Annotated in this window: 16 protein-coding genes; 10 read left to right on the top strand and 6 right to left on the bottom strand. The window is 57.6% G+C overall.

All coding sequences use genetic code 11. The features are described 5' to 3' along the window. Positions 1-192 precede the first annotated feature (192 nt). From K0P33_RS12785 to K0P33_RS12770, 4 genes are all read right to left on the bottom strand, one after another. Entirely contained in the window at positions 193-639 is a 447-nt protein-coding gene (locus K0P33_RS12785; RefSeq protein WP_242155517.1) for a hypothetical protein, read from the bottom strand. Next, positions 636-926 (bottom strand): hypothetical protein, encoded by a 291-nt coding sequence (locus tag K0P33_RS12780; protein ID WP_141230115.1) that lies wholly within the window; start codon positions 924-926, stop codon positions 636-638. The genes K0P33_RS12785 and K0P33_RS12780 overlap by 4 nt, the downstream gene beginning before the upstream one ends. 128 nt (positions 927-1,054) lie before the next feature. Beyond that, complete coding sequence (locus K0P33_RS12775) at positions 1,055-1,453, bottom strand: hypothetical protein (RefSeq protein ID WP_226501951.1); 399 nt, start codon at positions 1,451-1,453, stop codon at positions 1,055-1,057. Next, the gene (locus tag K0P33_RS12770; RefSeq protein ID WP_242156036.1) at positions 1,450-5,145 is read right to left on the bottom strand and encodes a DUF637 domain-containing protein; all 3,696 of its coding nucleotides are present in this window, start codon (positions 5,143-5,145) and stop codon (positions 1,450-1,452) included. The genes K0P33_RS12775 and K0P33_RS12770 overlap by 4 nt, the downstream gene beginning before the upstream one ends. A gap of 474 nt (positions 5,146-5,619) precedes the next feature. Here K0P33_RS12770 and K0P33_RS12765 point away from each other — a divergent pair, with 474 nt between their 5' ends. The 4 genes from K0P33_RS12765 (at position 5,620) to K0P33_RS12750 (ending at position 8,913) form a co-directional block, all read left to right on the top strand. Continuing rightward, complete coding sequence (locus K0P33_RS12765) at positions 5,620-6,120, top strand: hypothetical protein (protein ID WP_242155515.1); 501 nt, start codon at positions 5,620-5,622, stop codon at positions 6,118-6,120. A 66-nt stretch (positions 6,121-6,186) separates the two neighbouring features. Next, on the top strand, positions 6,187-7,134 hold the full coding sequence (locus K0P33_RS12760) for an ornithine cyclodeaminase family protein (RefSeq protein WP_242155512.1): 948 nt from the start codon (positions 6,187-6,189) through the stop codon (positions 7,132-7,134). A gap of 19 nt (positions 7,135-7,153) precedes the next feature. Next, positions 7,154-8,287: an FAD-binding oxidoreductase gene (locus K0P33_RS12755; protein WP_094952088.1), complete on the top strand. Its 1,134-nt coding sequence runs from the start codon at positions 7,154-7,156 to the stop codon at positions 8,285-8,287. Continuing rightward, positions 8,287-8,913, top strand: a complete 627-nt coding sequence (locus K0P33_RS12750) for a PAS domain-containing protein (protein ID WP_094952087.1) — start codon at positions 8,287-8,289, stop codon at positions 8,911-8,913. Before K0P33_RS12755 ends, K0P33_RS12750 begins: the two co-directional genes overlap by 1 nt. Positions 8,914-9,486: 573 nt before the next feature. Here the strand turns inward: K0P33_RS12750 and K0P33_RS12745 are convergent. Continuing rightward, the gene (locus K0P33_RS12745) at positions 9,487-10,263 is read right to left on the bottom strand and encodes an ABC transporter substrate-binding protein (RefSeq protein ID WP_094952086.1); all 777 of its coding nucleotides are present in this window, start codon (positions 10,261-10,263) and stop codon (positions 9,487-9,489) included. A 218-nt stretch (positions 10,264-10,481) separates the two neighbouring features. Between K0P33_RS12745 and K0P33_RS12740 the strand changes: the two genes are divergently transcribed. The 6 genes from K0P33_RS12740 to K0P33_RS12715 all read left to right on the top strand — a co-directional run bounded on the left by K0P33_RS12740 (position 10,482) and on the right by K0P33_RS12715 (position 14,230). After that, a complete protein-coding gene (locus tag K0P33_RS12740; RefSeq protein WP_176462971.1) occupies positions 10,482-10,784 on the top strand; it encodes a hypothetical protein in 303 nt (100 codons plus the stop codon). A gap of 313 nt (positions 10,785-11,097) precedes the next feature. Continuing rightward, positions 11,098-11,847 carry a response regulator gene (locus K0P33_RS12735; RefSeq protein WP_242155510.1) on the top strand — a complete coding sequence of 250 codons (750 nt, stop codon included), beginning with the start codon at positions 11,098-11,100 and terminating at the stop codon, positions 11,845-11,847. Further along, a complete protein-coding gene (locus K0P33_RS12730; RefSeq protein ID WP_242155508.1) occupies positions 11,844-12,905 on the top strand; it encodes an ATP-binding protein in 1,062 nt (353 codons plus the stop codon). Before K0P33_RS12735 ends, K0P33_RS12730 begins: the two co-directional genes overlap by 4 nt. A 17-nt stretch (positions 12,906-12,922) precedes the next feature. After that, positions 12,923-13,114 carry a hypothetical protein gene (locus K0P33_RS12725; protein ID WP_094952084.1) on the top strand — a complete coding sequence of 64 codons (192 nt, stop codon included), beginning with the start codon at positions 12,923-12,925 and terminating at the stop codon, positions 13,112-13,114. Positions 13,115-13,134: 20 nt separating this feature from the next. Next, complete coding sequence (locus tag K0P33_RS12720; RefSeq protein WP_242155506.1) at positions 13,135-13,464, top strand: hypothetical protein; 330 nt, start codon at positions 13,135-13,137, stop codon at positions 13,462-13,464. Between the two features lie 106 nt (positions 13,465-13,570). Further along, a complete protein-coding gene (locus K0P33_RS12715; protein WP_242155504.1) occupies positions 13,571-14,230 on the top strand; it encodes a glycosyltransferase family 25 protein in 660 nt (219 codons plus the stop codon). 831 nt (positions 14,231-15,061) lie between these two features. Here the strand turns inward: K0P33_RS12715 and K0P33_RS12710 are convergent. Continuing rightward, on the bottom strand, positions 15,062-15,907 hold the full coding sequence (locus K0P33_RS12710) for a DNA/RNA non-specific endonuclease (protein ID WP_094952081.1): 846 nt from the start codon (positions 15,905-15,907) through the stop codon (positions 15,062-15,064). Positions 15,908-16,016 lie beyond the last annotated feature (109 nt).

Here is a 16,016-nt window from a genome sequence, read left to right as displayed (position 1 = left end):
AATCTCATGCTGAAAAAGGGCGTATTGAGCAATATAGACCGTAGGTCGTCAGGGTGGGTGCAAAAGGGATGCAACTTGACTGCAGAAAGGATGCAAAAAGAGTGCAAACAGGGTGCAATCAGGGCGCAACAGAAACTGGAAATACCGGCGCAAGAGTGCGCCGGATCTCAGCCAAAGCAAAAAACCTAATGATTAAGACTCTGGCAAAACCGAAAGTACTGCTTTAAAAATATGAGTTCCATCATCAACGGCTGACGATGCTTCATATATTGCTTCGGTCGCTGTCATAAGCGAATTCTCTCCACCAGCTAATGACAGCGCCGATACAGCACGAGCTTGGCTAAACAACTGAAGACCTTCTAGATTTAAGTTTTGCCCTTCACCCAGGCTGTCTTGCAAGTCAAAATACTTCTCATCTAACTGTGCAGCTAAAGCATCTAGCCCAGCAACCTGATCAGTTGTGAGTCTATTACCAGACAGTAGTTGCCTAAGAGACTCGACAACAATAGGCACTTCTACTGGACAAGCCTGGAAAGCAAGTTCGCAAGCCACTTTTACAGCAACTCTTCGTTGCTCCTCACTGACCAACTTAAGCTTTTCTACAAGTCCTTTATCAATCATTTCTAAACGCATAATCATTGTTTAGCCTTTGGCAGTGGTTTTAATGGCGTTGACACATTGGCCCCTGTCGGCTCAATTACGTTCTGACACGATGCACAGACAGGACGTGTCGCACCGATATCAACAACTTTCAATCCGTTAGCGTTGGCATAGCTGACAATATCCGCTTCTGCGTGGCCAGTTCCAACAACTACTTTCTCGCCTTCTTGCAAACTCACTCCAGGACGAAGATAGCCACGAGGTTCACTTGTACTGACCAGAACAGAGCGAACACCATTGGCATCCTCTACTACCGCAACACCCATAGTTATTCGGCCTTGAGAATTCGCAGGTATTTGTGACTGAATTTCACTTACACGACTTTGGATAAGGTTAGATGGGTTGTCGTAGGCAAGACCTCGCTCTAGAGATGTACCTGCGCCTTTTGCACCAACTATCCTTTAGGAGATATCTGCCTCACCCAATCCTCTCTAAGCCCAACCAAAATATTCATAACATTAGAGTAAGTCAAGAATGGTAAAAATAACGCAAAATTGGACAAGCCACATTTCACATCTAAGGGAACGTAAAAATCAACATCCCCCGAGCGACTCGAATTCGAAAAAAGTTCTACATTCAGGTGACTTTCAATACTAGAAATATCAGCAAACAACACCTTATTCGCAACTTCATTATTTCCAAAGAAAAAACCATCAACATATACATCTAACCTTCCACCCTCTATCCCAGTAGAAAATAAAATGTCACCATCTTCAGCTTCCTCATGAAAGAACCCACGACCTAAGGCTTCAACATCTTTCATCCTTTTTTCAAGTGTTCGACGAACCTTCATTGTCCAACGCCTTTTAAAAAATCCCTCAAGCCTTCCTTAGTCGCGGGAAAGCTAAAGGAAAAATTCTGATTTACATTATCAAAACTACCTGTCCCAAGCTTAGAGCCTTCTGGGGATGCATAGCGACCTGTCAGAGTAATTTTTCCTGCACCTTGGGACTGAGCATAAGCAAGCATTTTCTTCAATGGTCCTGCTAATTCAGCGGCCCCATCAGCACCAACGCCAATGAATCCTTTCGAAGTACCTATCGCAAACTCATCAAATGTTATTTCACTTCCGCTCATGGTGACTCTTGGAGAGTAGATGGTTCCCACACCATTAGCTGCATCAAAAGACACTTTACCTAATTCCTTAGGTATTTCTTTTGCACCTGGCAGCAGCAGAGGTTGAGAAACAGCCTTGCTATACGAGCCTACTTCACTAACCCCATTCGGGTAAACAACCTTCATCGCGTCATCAGAAACGGTGACAACGCTGCCCTTCGGCAAGATCTTGCCACCTTTGAGTGTCACCGCTTCGCTCAGTTGCACCGTTGTATTGGCCTGGATGACCTTGCTCTCAACAAAAGTGGCACTACCACGCAGTACTGCCTCACTCGCTTGCTCGACGAATTCAGCTTCAACCGTAGTCGCGACCTTGCGCCCGACCGCAGCGGCTCGCCCAATTGGCAAGACGTCGAGCAAGGTAAAATCCTTTAAGCCACTGATCTCAGCCTTGTACTTAACGCCTTCGATGATGGTGTCAGAAACATCGCTAGATCCGTCGAACAGGCTGATCTCGGGATGTCGGTTTAGCGCTGTTTTAACGCCAAACCGATTGGCATCCGCCTGGAGCGTGCCGCCTGTTGGTCCATAAGAGCCGGCCCCGTTGCCTCCAAATAGGCCGCTGTCTGCTTTTTGCTCGGCGGTAGCCTGGAAAGCCAGCACCGCTTCGCCATGTGCGGTAACAACCGAGCCGTCTCTCCAACGAAGCGGCGTGCCCTGAGCACTCATCTGGTTCACAACCGCTTGGGCAACTTCCATAGCCCTGTAAAAAAGCTCAACCTGCGGATTTCCTCGCTGAGTGGGTGAGTCCAACTGAGCACGCAAAGCTTCGTATTTTCGGGCGGTGCTGTTGTCCAACTGGCTGTCACTAGCCAATGTCAACAATTCCTCCCAACTGAACCCTGACTGATTTTGCTGCACATGATCGCGGGTTAGTTGAGCCGCTTTTTCTTTAAGCAGACGCTTTTCTTCGGGATGCAACTGACGGTTATAGGCCGTCGCATCTTTGGCGATGTCGATCCCGGTTTGCAGATCACCACCCACCATCGCTGCCGCTGTAAGGCCCACTAACTGAGACGCCGCCAATTCAAGCTGCTTATCGCCCTTCACCAACGCGCTTAAACGGTTACTTAACGCCTCGTTTGCTCCCGCGGCCATCGCTCCGGTGACAAAGCCTTCGCCTGCCGCCTCACTGAGCAAACCACCGACCAGCGCATGGAGAGCTGTCTTCTCGATGCTAGCGTTGTCCCACTTCTTATGGTCAGCAAAATCACCAACCGCATTAAAGGCCACACCTCGCAGCACACCCTGTGCCTGCGACACCAACGATTGCTTGAGGTTGTCTCCAAGACTGCCCCCCTGCAACGCCGTCCCGAAACCTGCCTGTACAGCCCCCTGCGCTCCTGAATAAGCCGCAAACTTGCCGATATCCGATGCAGAACTAAGATTGAAGCCTTTGGTGACCTTATTGACGTTATCACCCGTAACTCCAAACGCTGGGTCCAATACCCCCGCAGTGAAACCTGCGGTCAACGCCCCAGTGACATAATTACGAATGCTTTTGCTTGAAGTAATATCCTTGAACGTTGCGCCGATGTTGCCACCGTTGTTGATAAAGCTAACCGCGCTGTTGCTAGCAACTGACGACAGTGCAGCGGTGGCCATGACATTGCCCCATCCTGCGGCCGCTGTACCGGCTGCCGTACCTGCTGACACCATCGCCGAACTGCCAGCGGCGGCCATCGCAGTGCCAGAACCCGCAGACCCCACACCCGCAAACGCCGTACCGAGCGGACCGCTAGCTGCTCCGGCCGTCAGCACCGATACAATAATAATGATCGCCAGCATCGCCCCTTGCCCAAGGCCGGAATGGCTGTACTTGAACGAATCATGCATTTCTTGCACTTGCCGCCAGTCAACATCGCCGCGCCTCTCAGCGTCTTTCAGCCAAGCGAGTTGCGGGTCCGCCTTGACCATCACGTCGATGGTCTCGCTGACGGAGTGCTGGTCGATTTTCTTGATATCGATCTTCAGGCCATCCACTGCCTGAATGGCTACCTTCCCCTGCGCCAGCATTTGAGTCTGGCGTAGCGTCTCGTCGGTATTACCCTTCCCCTTGGCACTGTTCCACGCCAGGTCACTCTTGCTCTTCTCGTGACTCTCCTGATGCAGGTCCTTGACCGCCTCAAACGTCACCGACCCACCACTGACAATCGCTATATCGCCGCCACTTTCAAGCTTGGCGCCCTGGTACAGCTGGTCCCCACCGCTTTGCAGGGTCTGATTGCCGCCACTGGTGATCTGGCTGCCGATGTTCGTGACCTGAGTGACTTCATCACGCTGGGTTTCCTTGCTGCCCCAACTGCCCTTCTTCTTCATGTCATACAGCGAGTAATCACTGTCTTGCGCCGACAGCAACGCCAAGTTGCCACCCGCCACTAGATACGCCTCATCCCCAGCACTGACACGGCTGGCAATCAGCGCTAAGTCCTTCCCAGCGCTGAGCACCACATCCCCCCCAGCCTTAACCGAAGTCGCCACCTGGCTCACATGGTCTTCCTGCGCCTTAACCTTCTTCAGGTTCAACGCCGCATGCTGCTCATCCGCCGCCGAAGCCAAGATCAGGTCCCCACCCGCCGCCATCGCCACATCCCGCTTGGCTTCCATCTGGCTGGCAATCGCAGTCAAATCCCTACCGGCCTTTGCCGACAGGTCGCGACCCGCCGTCACCGACGAGCCGTTCTGCGTGACGGAGCTGCTGTTGGAGCGCGTTTGGGTGTTGGCGTTGCTGTTGACCTGCTCCACCGACCCAAAGCTCAGGTCGCGCCCGGCCTGAATCGTGGTGTCGCGCCCGCTGTCGAGCACGCTGCCCTGGTTGGAGACGTCGCGCCCGGCCTGGATGCTCAGGTCGTTGGCCGCTTCGATACGGGCTGCGCTGCTGAGGAACTCGCGGTGTTCGCTGGAGACGCCGTCGCTGCTGTCGTGACGGGTGACGGTGCGTTCGTTTATCACGTCGCCGTTCACGGCGGTCAGGGTGACGTCGCGGCCTGCAATGATGCCGCCGGCCTTGTTGACGATGTTGTTGCCGGCCAGCAGGTCCAGGCGGTTGCCCGCTTCAATCAAGCCGCTGTTCACCAGGTCATTGCCGGCCTTGGCCGACAGGTTGTTGCTGGCGCGCAGGGTGCCGACGTTGTTGAGGTCTTGCCCGGCGATCAGGCTGACATCGTTACCCGCAATCAGCGCGCCGGTGGGTGCCAGGCGGTTGTTGGCGTTGGCCAGGTACAGCACCGGCACCAGCACTTCTTCGCCGTTGACCACGCTCTTTTCCAGCCAGACGATGTCGTGGGTCAACGCTGCCACTTGCTCGGAAGTCAGGTTTACCCCCACGGCCAGGTTCAGCGTTTGCTTGCTGGCGATGGCGTTGTCCATCAGGTGTTTGAACAGTTTTTCGCCGGTGGTTTGCCCGTCGAGAAAGCGTTGACCGGTGCGCGCGACCACGGCTTGCTGGACCAGGCGCTGTTCGTAGAAACCATCGCCCAGGCGCTTGGCGCTCTCGTCCGGGTTGTAGCCCAGGCCAGAGAGCAGGTAGTCCGAGCTCATGAATTGCTTCATGTCGGTGAGCACGGGGTTGGTTTCGATCAGGTATTTGTGCGCTTGCGACACGCCGCTTCTATCGGGCAGGCCTTGCACGCGGCTGATGGCTTGGGCGCCTACCGCGCTCGGTGGTGCACTGGCTTGAATCGCAACGGTGGCCGGGGCGTCATGCGGTGCTGGGCCTGGGAGCGAAGCCGGGCCCTCAGGTGCGGTGACCACAACCCGGGCATCTCGCTCAACCAGGGTCGGGGAAAGGTCGGCGCCGGGTTGGGCGCTGCCACTTGGGTTCAACGCCGCGATACCGTCGACATGCGCGATACCGCCAGCGGTCGTGCGGCCGGACTGTTGCACGACAGCATCGGCACTGCCGACGCCGGCAGCGTTGACCGCGCGTGCACTGGCATCAATGCTGCCTGCGGTACGGGCCGCGACGCTCAGTGCGTGGGTGCTTGCGGACACCTGGGCGACGTCGCCCAGTTGAAGCGTGCGTGCCGAGTTCGCTGGAAGGGTGTGTTGACGTTGCGCCAGGTCGACGCTCGCGCCGCCGAGTGTCCAGCTCTGCGCGCCGGTATTGCCTTGGGCCGCTTGCCCTTGGGTGGCGCCCTGCCCGCTCAGGCGGAACAAGCCGTTCTGACCGGTAGGCAAGGTGAAGCCTGGCAGGCTTACTGGGTTGACTTGCCGTTGCGCCAGGTCCGGTCGCAGTTGCGCGTTGATGGAAATGGCGGTGGAGTGGCCGCTGCCCGCGCCGGTCTCTGCCTTGGTACGGTGCGCATCACTTTGATCGGAAGGCGGCGACGTAGCTTTTTTTAATATGGATATTGCCCAACAGAACTAAAAGTCCATAATGGACAAATTAGTTTATTTGCAGAGATCGCCATGTCCAGCACGCCCCACGTGATCAACCAAGCCCAGGCTCGCGAATTACTCGCCCAGATCGATGTGCCTCACATCCTGCGCAAGCTGTTTCGCGACCTGGCCGCAGGGCTTGCAGTACAACCGGCGCAACAGTTGGTGGCGTTCCCGCAGGGCGCCGGCGACTTTATCAACTACCTGGGCGTGCTGGCCGAAGACGGGGTTTACGGGGTCAAGACCTCGCCGTACATCGTGCGCGAGCAAGGCCCGCTGGTGACGGCATGGACGCTGTTGATGTCGATGCGCACCGGCCAGCCCTTGTTGCTCTGCGATGCGGCTGAGTTGACCACCGCGCGCACCGCCGCCACCACAGCATTGGCGGTGGACGCCCTGGCACCGGTGGCAGCACGGCGCCTGACGATTATCGGCAGCGGCAAGGTTGCCCAGGCGCATCTGCGTTATGTGCAGAACCTGCGCGACTGGCAGCACATCAGCCTGTATTCGCCCAGCCTGAGCCGAGCAAATGCCGAGACCCTCGCCCACCTCAAAGGCCTGGACCCACGCCTGACCCTCGCCCAGACCTGTGATGCCGCCCTGGACGACGCTGACGTCATCCTGCTCTGCACCTCCTCGGCAGGCCCGGTGATCGACCCGACACGCTTGCGCAAACCCGCACTGATCACCTCCATCAGCACCAATGCCCCGCGCGCCCATGAAGTGCCGCCTGCGAGCCTCGAGCACATGCACGTGTTCTGCGACTATCGCCAGACCACCCCGGGCGCAGCCGGTGAGATGCTGATCGCCAGTGAACGCCACGGCTGGGACAAGCGCGCCATCGTCGGCGACCTGCCCGAATTACTCAGCGACATGGCGCAGCGCCCGGACTACGACCGCCATGTGTTTTTCCGCTCGATCGGCCTGGGTCTGGAAGACATTGCGCTGGCCAATGCCCTGTACCAAATCCAGCGCTAAGCGCTTTAAGGAGACGTTTATGAGCCATGCAGATTTCATCATCATCGGCGGCGGCATTGCTGGCGCGTCCACAGGTTTCTGGCTCTCGCAGCATGGCAAAGTGCTGGTGCTGGAGCGCGAAAACCACCCGGCCTATCACTCCACCGGGCGTTCGGCGGCGCTCTATACGGCAGCTTATGGCACTCCGCAAGTGCGCGCGCTGACCCTGGCCAGCCGCGAGTTCTTCGACAACCCACCCGCAGGCTTCTGTGAGCACCCGCTGCTGACGCCGCGCGGCGAAATGACCGTGGATTTCAGCGGCGACCCAGCGGAGTTGGAGAGCCAATACCTGAGCGCCAAGGCCACCGTGTCGCAGGTCGAGCGGCTGAGTGCCGACGAGGCCTGCGCGCGGTTGCCGATCCTGCGCCGTGAAAAAGTCCATGGCGCAATCTTCGACCCCACCGCCAGCGACATCGACACCGACGCTCTGCACCAGGGTTATTTACGCGGTATCCGGCGTAACCAAAGCGAAGTGCGCACCGACAGCCACGTGCTCGGTTTGAACCGTGACGCCGACGGCCTGTGGCATGTGAGCACCCAGGATGCGACGTACACCGCGCCGATCATCATCAACGCCGCCGGCGCGTGGGCCGACCATATCGGCGGGCTGGCTGGCGCGGCGTCCATCGGCCTGCAACCCAAGCGCCGTTCGGCGTTTATCTTCGCCGGGCCCGAAGGCGTGGATACCCATCATTGGCCGATGCTGGTGGCCCTCGACGAAGCCTTCTATATGAAGCCCGACGCCGGCATGTTCCTGGGCTCGCCGGCCAATGCCGACCCGGTTGAACCGCAAGATGTGCAGCCCGAAGAACTGGACATCGCCATGGGCATCTACCAGATCGAAGAGGCCACTACCCTGACCATTCGCCGCCCGACGCGAACCTGGGCCGGCCTGCGCAGTTTTGTGCACGACGGTGATTTGCTCTCGGGCTTCGATCCGCAGGTGCCCGGGTTGTTCTGGGTGGCGGCACAAGGCGGCTATGGCATCCAGACATCACCCGCCATGGGCCAGGCGAGCGCAGCCCTGGTGCGTGGCGCGCCGCTGCCGGAGCCGTTGACGCGATTCGGCCTGGACGCTGGTATGCTCTCGCCCGTCCGCCTGGAGCCGCATTAATGAACACCGCCGAACACGACAAGGTCATGCAGAACTTCCGCGCGATTGCCGATGCGATCGCCACGTTGTTCTTTCCCCACGCGGAAGTGGTGCTGCATGACCTGCGCACGCAAAAAGTCGATTACATCGCCAATAACCTGTCCAAACGCGCCCTCGGTGACGACTCATCGTTGGAGGACATGCTCAGCGATGACGTCAGCGAAGTGAATATCGGCCCGTACGAAAAGCTCAATTGGGACGGTCAGAAAATTCGCAGCCTGAGCACCGTGCTCCACGACCACAAAGGTCACCGGCTGGCGGTGCTGTGCATCAACCTGAATATCTCGCTGTTCGAAAATGCCAAGGCGGCGTTGGATCTGTTCCTGTCGCCAAGCAAGCTGATCCCGCAACCGGACTCGCTGTTTCGTGATGACTGGCAGGAACGGATCAACACCTTCTTGCATGCGTGGATGCGTGAGCGTCAGTTGAGCCTGAACCTGCTGACCCGTGACCATAAGCGCGAACTGGTGTTGGCGTTGCATGCCGAAGGCGCCTTTAAGGGCAAGAGCGCTTCGAACTATGTGGCGAATGTGCTGGGGATGGGGCGGGCGACGGTTTACAAGCACCTTAAGGAATTGAAGGGCTGAGCAGATAATCTTCGAAACACCACCGGTCAACTGTGGGAACTGGCTTGCCTGCGATAGCCATAGGTATCTACACAACTTTCAAAGGCCACCACATCCCCGCGAAAGCGGTGGGTCAGTCAACATCAATGTTTGCTGAGCCGACGCCTTCGCGGGCAAGTCGAATCGTCGCACCGCCGCTCCCACACTTGGCTGAGTTCAGCTTCAAAGATCAGGCCGCCTCGGCTTCGCTTTTGATCTTGATCTGTTTTTGATCTCAGGCGCCCCGTTAACCACGCTGGCCGCACCGAGCCTAAGCGAGGTGCCGAGTGGTGGGGCAAGAGCGTTTTGCTTACTTTTGCGCTGTTCAAAAGTGAGCCGCCGTAAGGGCGGAACCCATAGCAGCCGTGATCCAAATAACGGATATGTACCCAGCGGCCCCTCGTCAACCACAGTACTCAACCCGTAAAAAAGATGTATAGATACCTATGCTGCGATAGCGGTGCATCAGCCAATGAAGAATTGACTGACAGACAGCTATCGCAGGCAAGCCAGCTCCCACATAGACCTAGGCTAGGTTCAAAACCGTATTCACAGTCAGTCGCCGTAGATATCCGACTTGAAGTACTTCTGTGAAATCTTCTGGTACTCACCACTGGCGCGGATGCCGTCGATGGCGGCATTCAACTCGCTGACCAACGCGGTATTGCCTTTGCGCACCGCAATCCCAGCGCCCTCGCCCACGTATTTGGGGTCCTTGAGTTCCGGGCCGACGAAGGCGTAGCCCTTGCCGCGCGGCATGTTCAGGAAGTCACTCAGCGGGATGGTGTCGGCAAAGATCGCGTCCAGGCGCCCCGACGCCAGGTCCATGTAGATCTCTTCGTTGTTGCTGTAGCGCTTGACCTTGATGCCCTTGGGCTCGAACACCTCGGTGGCATAACGGTCGGTGGTCGTGGCCCGTTGCACGCCGATGGTTTTGCCTTTGAGGCTGGCGTACTGGTCATCCACCACCGCACCGTCCTTCATCACCAAGCGCGAGGAGGTGAAGTAATACTTGTGGCTGAAGTCCACCGACTTCTTGCGGTCTTCGTTGATGGTCATGGACGACAGGGCCATGTCGATTTTCTTCACCTTGAGGGAAGGAATCAGGCCGTCGAACTCACCTTCCACCCACACGCACTTGGCTTTCATCTGCGCGCACAGGGCGTTGCCGATGTCGTAGTCGAACCCCTCGATCTTGCCCTCTTGCGTCTTGGACGCGAACGGCGGGTACGCCGCCTCGATGCCGATACGCAGGGGTTTGTCGGCTGCCAGCACATGGCTGGAAGCAATCAGGCTCAGGGCCAGAGCGGTGATAAGCGTGCGTTTCTTCATGATCGTTGTCTCGCAAGTTGTTGTTGGTTTGGCAAGAAGTGAAGAAAGAAAGGAGCCGGCGGAATATTTTATGTACTTATAATTCCATATTGGACTTTTGTGTATTGCTCGTCAATCCGCCTGATTCATCCACGCCAGCGCCATAAAACCTCCCATGAAGTTCCATACCTGTTGGCCAGACTGGGCGCCCATAGACGGCGTTAAAGGCTTGAGGTTTTATGTTTCGAACCATAACGGCGAGCATCCTGATGATGTCCTCTTGCTTGGCTGCGGCGGTGGATGCAGACGCCCTAAGCCGCGAACAAAGCATGGCGATCGACCGCTATGTAGCCGCCGAAATGGCCCGGCAGGGCTTGCCGGGGCGGCCCTTGGGGATTTATCGAAACGGCCGGGTCGTGCTCGCCAAGGGCTATGGTTTTGGCTGGGAAATCCGCTCGATCAACGGCCACCGGGTGGTCGAGCACGGTGGCTCTTGGCAGGCTTCACGTCGCACCTCTCTCGGTTTAGCGACGACAAACTGACCGTGGTGGTGTTGACCAACCTCAATGCCGAATACAGCCACCCAGAGGTCATCGTGCGTGGCGTGGCCGGCCTGATCGAGCCTGAGCTGAAATGAGTGCGGCGGGCAAAATTATTGCCCATCTCCATCGTCCCTCCACAAAACCTCCCATAAAAGCGCACGTTTGTTGCGCACAATGCACCGACCACGGTCGAATGGCATCACCCAAAGGCTATGATCAACATTCGAACACGGCAACGGACGGCAGCCAAGACACGGCAGATAACCGCGAGCACAGGGATGGGACGGCACGCGACCAATTCACCGAGCAGACCATGAATGATTTTCCCGTTGCATCGATGCCCCGACCGGACAACGCCCGCGAAACTCAGGCGCTGGTGCTGATTGCGGAAGACGAGCCCGAGATCGCCGACATCCTGATTGCTTATCTCAAACGCAGCGGTTTTCGCACCGCCCACGCACTCGATGGCCGGCACGCCTTAGAAATGCACCTGGCACTCAAGCCGGACCTGCTGTTGCTGGACGTGTTGATGCCTCACGTGGATGGCTGGCAGGTACTCGCCGAAGTGCGCCATCGCGGCAATACGCCGGTGATCATGCTGACGGCGCAGGATCAGGACATGGACAAGCTGATGGGCCTGCGCATCGGGGCCGACGACTACATCGTCAAACCGTTCAACCCGGCAGAGGTGGTGGCCCGCACCCAGGCGGTGCTGCGCCGCTCCCTCGATTACAGCTACCGCGCCTGCCCCACAGTGTTGCGGGTGGATGCGTTTGATATCGACCTGGAAAGCTATGAAGTCACGGTGACTGCCGCCGGTAAAAAAGTGCCGCTGGCCTTGACCGTCACCGAGTTCCGCTTGCTGGCCCAGTTGGCCAAGGCGCCGAAACGGGTGTTTACCCGCGCCGAACTGCTGGCCCAATGCTCCCCGGAAAGTGACAGCCTGGAACGCACGGTCGACAGCCACATCAGCAAACTGCGCCGCAAGATCGAAGACCTCGGGTTGCAGGGCGTGCCCACCAGCATTCGGGGCGTCGGCTACCGCTTTGGAAGTGCCTCGTGAAGATGTTTAACGGCTTGAGCCGTCAGATCATCCTGTCGATGTCCGTTGTGGTGTTGTGCGTGATCGCGTTGGCGGTGATTGGCTCATACATTTTCTACGCGTTGCTTTGGACGTACTGGCCGCTCACCGATGACGAAGTGGATCAGTGGCTGCCGGCCAGTGCCGAGTGGATATGGATGGGCTTGACCACGTGCGTGAGCTTGGCGGTGGGTTCGATCGTGGCGCTGAAATTATCTCGGCGGATCCTGATGCCCTTGAACTCGGTGGCCGAGAACCTGCGCAAACTGGCGGACGGCGACTTGGACGTGCAAGCCGTGGCCGGCGACCAATCCATTGGTGAGGCGGCCATTCTGGTGGATGACTTCAATAGCATGGCCAAACGCTTGCAGCGTATGGCACAGGAGCAGGCGTTCTGGAATGCAGCGATTGCCCACGAACTGCGCACGCCCCTGACCATCCTGCGCGGGCGCCTGCAGGGTTTGGCCGAAGGCGTGTTCGAGCCCGACACCGCGCAGTTCTACAGCCTGCTGGGCCAAGTGGAAGGCTTGACCCGCGTGATCGAGGATTTGCGCGTCGTCGGCCTGGCCGACAGTGGCTACCTGGAACTCAACCTGCAGGAAGCCGACCTGGCCACGGGGATTGAAGAAGATGTGCGGCTGTTCGAACCGAGCCTGGCGGACGCAGGGTTTGTGCTGCAGCTGGACATGCAACGCCGCACGATGCGCTGCGACCCGGCCAGGATCCGCCAGGCCTTGTTGGCGCTGCTGGACAATATCCGCCGGCACGCGACACCGGGCAACGTCGTCGTGCATTTGAGTACCCGCGATGCAATCAATTACCTGCGCGTGCGCGATGACGGCCCCGGCATTGACGAGGGTTTCGCCAAGCACATATTCGAGGCCTTCCAACGCGGTGAACACTCCCGCTCCCGTGCCCAGGGTGGCAGCGGCCTGGGCCTGGCGGTGGTACGCGCGATTGCCCTCGCCCATGGTGGGGCCGTGACCTGCCGAAGGATGGAAAACGGCGGAACGCTGTTCGAACTCAGCTGGCACGCTTGATTTAACCAGGGACTGCGATGCGTATTTTTTCCTGGGGGTTCACGCGAACCGCCCGCTATCGACACTTTGCCTTGTTGGATACCCACGGCGTTTGCAGGGCGTTCAAGAGCTGTGGTGAAAAACCTGCCGGTGAGCACTGGGTAGAAGTTGAACACGTGAACTTGGCCTGGCTGGGAAGCACGCTGCCCAGCCGCGCCCGGATCGTTTAGCACTCTAGGTGGCCTAGACTATGTCAACTGCACAGCAACACTTCGCTAACGCGTACTTATCAACCCTTGAAGACGCACTGAGACTGCACACCTTGCGCCTCAAGAAACTACAGCGCTTCTGGATCCCGCTGCAGCAACGCGCGCCCAAATGGGTGTTGGCGTTGTGGGTGGTGGGCGTCTGCGTGTCCGTAGCGACCCAGTGCTACTGCCACTGGCTGGTGACCGCCCCGATGATTTGTGGGTTGATCGTGGCGGAAATCATCATCGACGAAACGCAAATGACACTACTGCTGCGTGCGGATGCCACCCGTGACTTGCTCAAAGAGGCGCGGGAAAGCTGTCTGTATTAGCGGAGTAAATTGCCGTTTTCGGCAACGCCTTTACGAACTCTCCTACAGACGATGACCGCCTCGAAACATAGCCTCGCTCACTGACCTACTTAGACGTTTAAAGGCAGTGATCGCGACCATGTCATCTTTAGGAGCATTACAAGTGGACGGTGTGTTTTGCATCAGCCTTGAAGAGCGTGAGGACCGCCGTACGTTGCTTCTAAGGGAATTCGCAGACGCTGACTTGAACATTGAATTTTACCTTGCCAAACGCGATACCAACCCTGAACGCGGGTGTTTTACTTCCCATCAGGCCTGCGCGGCGCTGGCCCTTGAACGCGGGTATAAAAACGTCCTGATCCTGGAAGATGACGCCACGCTGGTCGGCGTGAAAGGCTCGACCATCCAGCGCATCAATCACTTCTTGCGCTCAAGGCAGCCTGATATTTTTTTCCTCGGTGTGACCCTGGGCACGCTGTGGCTCACGTGGAGTTGGAACGTCGCCCGATGCCGCGCCAAAGGGACTCACGCTTACATCATGTCTGATTCAGCGTGCAGAAAACTGCTGACGTTTGAGTATGCTGAACAGCCGATAGACAGGCTCTACTCCAAGCACTTCAAAGCCTACTGCGCATTCCCGATGATCTGCCAACAACAACCAGAAGAAATCAACCCGAGCGATATCAGCTCAGGGTCCACGATGCTGTTCTGGAAAAACAACTGGAAAAGACAGTACCGAGAGATCCTCCGAAACGTTGGAAAAACACTGATCAGGAAAGATTTTTAGTCGCTACACCCGCCTCCTCCCGCAGGCCTGACGTTGCTACCTGACCCGCGAAGCTAGGCACCCGGCAAACACAGTGATCTGTGCTCGCTGGTGTATTTCTGCCTGGTCAGCGGCAAAGAGCCCCAAACGTCACTAAAAGAGCTCCTGCCCCACCACTCGGCACCACCCGCAGGCTTTGGACCGTGGGTGGCCAGCGGGGCTTAACGGGGCGCCGCACCGCTGCGATGGCGTCGACTGTGTGGCACTGATAGACCGAGGTCTCTGCATCGCAGCGGTGCGGCGATCCGACAAGCCAGCTCCCCCAGAAAAGCAGAGCATTGCGGTGCTGGCAGCCAAACTGATCTTGGCAGCCGAGCTAACTCCCACATTTGGATCTCAGTACATCAGACAGAGAAGTGCTGCTGTGCTTTTGCTTTGTTTCTGCTTCAACCATTCAGGTCGGCTTTCAGGCCGCCGCGCTCTGCTGTTGATCTTGATCTGACAGGCCCAGGCGGCCCACGGTTTCAAGCCTGCGTGCGGGCACACCGAGCCTAGGCGACGATCAGAGGCCGTGACATTGCGATTCACTCTTTGAAACTGACCCTGAACGTCCTGGGTATCACCGACGTCACGTTTATCGCGACGTTCGACGTTAAAGCGGTCGACCTGGGAGACGTCAGGATGAAGGATTTTCTAGAGACCTTTGATCATCAAATCCAAAGGTCTTTGCGGGGTTAGCAGGCATTCACTTTGTGGCGAGGGAGCTTGCTCCCATTGGGGCGCACAGCGGCCCCAAAAAATGGGCCTGCTACGCAGTCCAACGTGAGCAAGCGCCCTCGCCACAGGTTACGACTACTGACAGCCGATCCGGCTCGGCAACTGGCCCTGCTTCGACTTCAACGCGGCCTGCACCGGTTGCGGCAAGTTGCTCCAAAACGTCAGCCCTGAGCGCGCCTCGATCTGGTTCACCGTCACTTGGTAGTCGCAAAAATTCGCGTCCTTGGGCGTCTCCTGGTTCATCACAAACGCGGCGTAAATCCCGTTTTCAGGTGAACTGCCGACAAAGATGATTTTCCAGTAACCGCTGGGAATGGTGTGCACCTTGTTAGTACCCGGCAGCGTGCCGACAAAATGTTCATACAGCGGCCCGGTGGTGACGTACACCTGGTCAATGCCGGCAGCTTTGCTCAGGTTGCGCTCCTGATCTTCAAGGTGCGCCCAAGGCCCCTGGTTGAGATCGGCCTTCTGCGGGGTGATGTTCGACAGGTAGTTGAGCGTGTGCCAATCAGCAACGCCCGCCATCGACGCGAGGTTGGTCTGATGGCCGCGGTCGACTTTGAGCGCGACATTCGCGCCGTTGTAATCCACTGGGTCGAGGGTTTCGCCTTGCGGGATATCCGGGTCGGTCTTCCAGTCACGGGGGCGACCGCTGGCCGGTGTGTCCTTGGTAATTCTGTACGCCACCCAGTTGGCAAACTTGGTCGAGCCATTGTTGTTCAGCGTGTACGCCTGGCGGTTCAACGTCAGCGGGCTGCCGCCGCTGGGGCAACCCACCGAGCAGTTATCAAACGGCAGCACCGGCTCTAGTGGGGGCTGAACAGTGACAAGAGGTTCGCGGGTTCTATCGGGCGTGGTACAGGCGGCAAGCAACGGGATCAATAGATACGCCAGGTGCTTTAACTTCATACGTCCTTGCATGGTGTAGCTCCTTGAGGTGACAGCAATAAATGGCAAATCGACGGTTGCGATTCCTTCGCGAGTCGACATACGCATTAAACCAGCACAATTGTTTCAATGTGAGGATAAG

The organism is Pseudomonas sp. ArH3a (assembly GCF_022648765.1).
GTDB lineage: Bacteria > Pseudomonadota > Gammaproteobacteria > Pseudomonadales > Pseudomonadaceae > Aquipseudomonas.
Note: the sequence above shows the minus strand (reverse complement) of the source record. Positions and strands in the feature narration are given on the sequence as shown.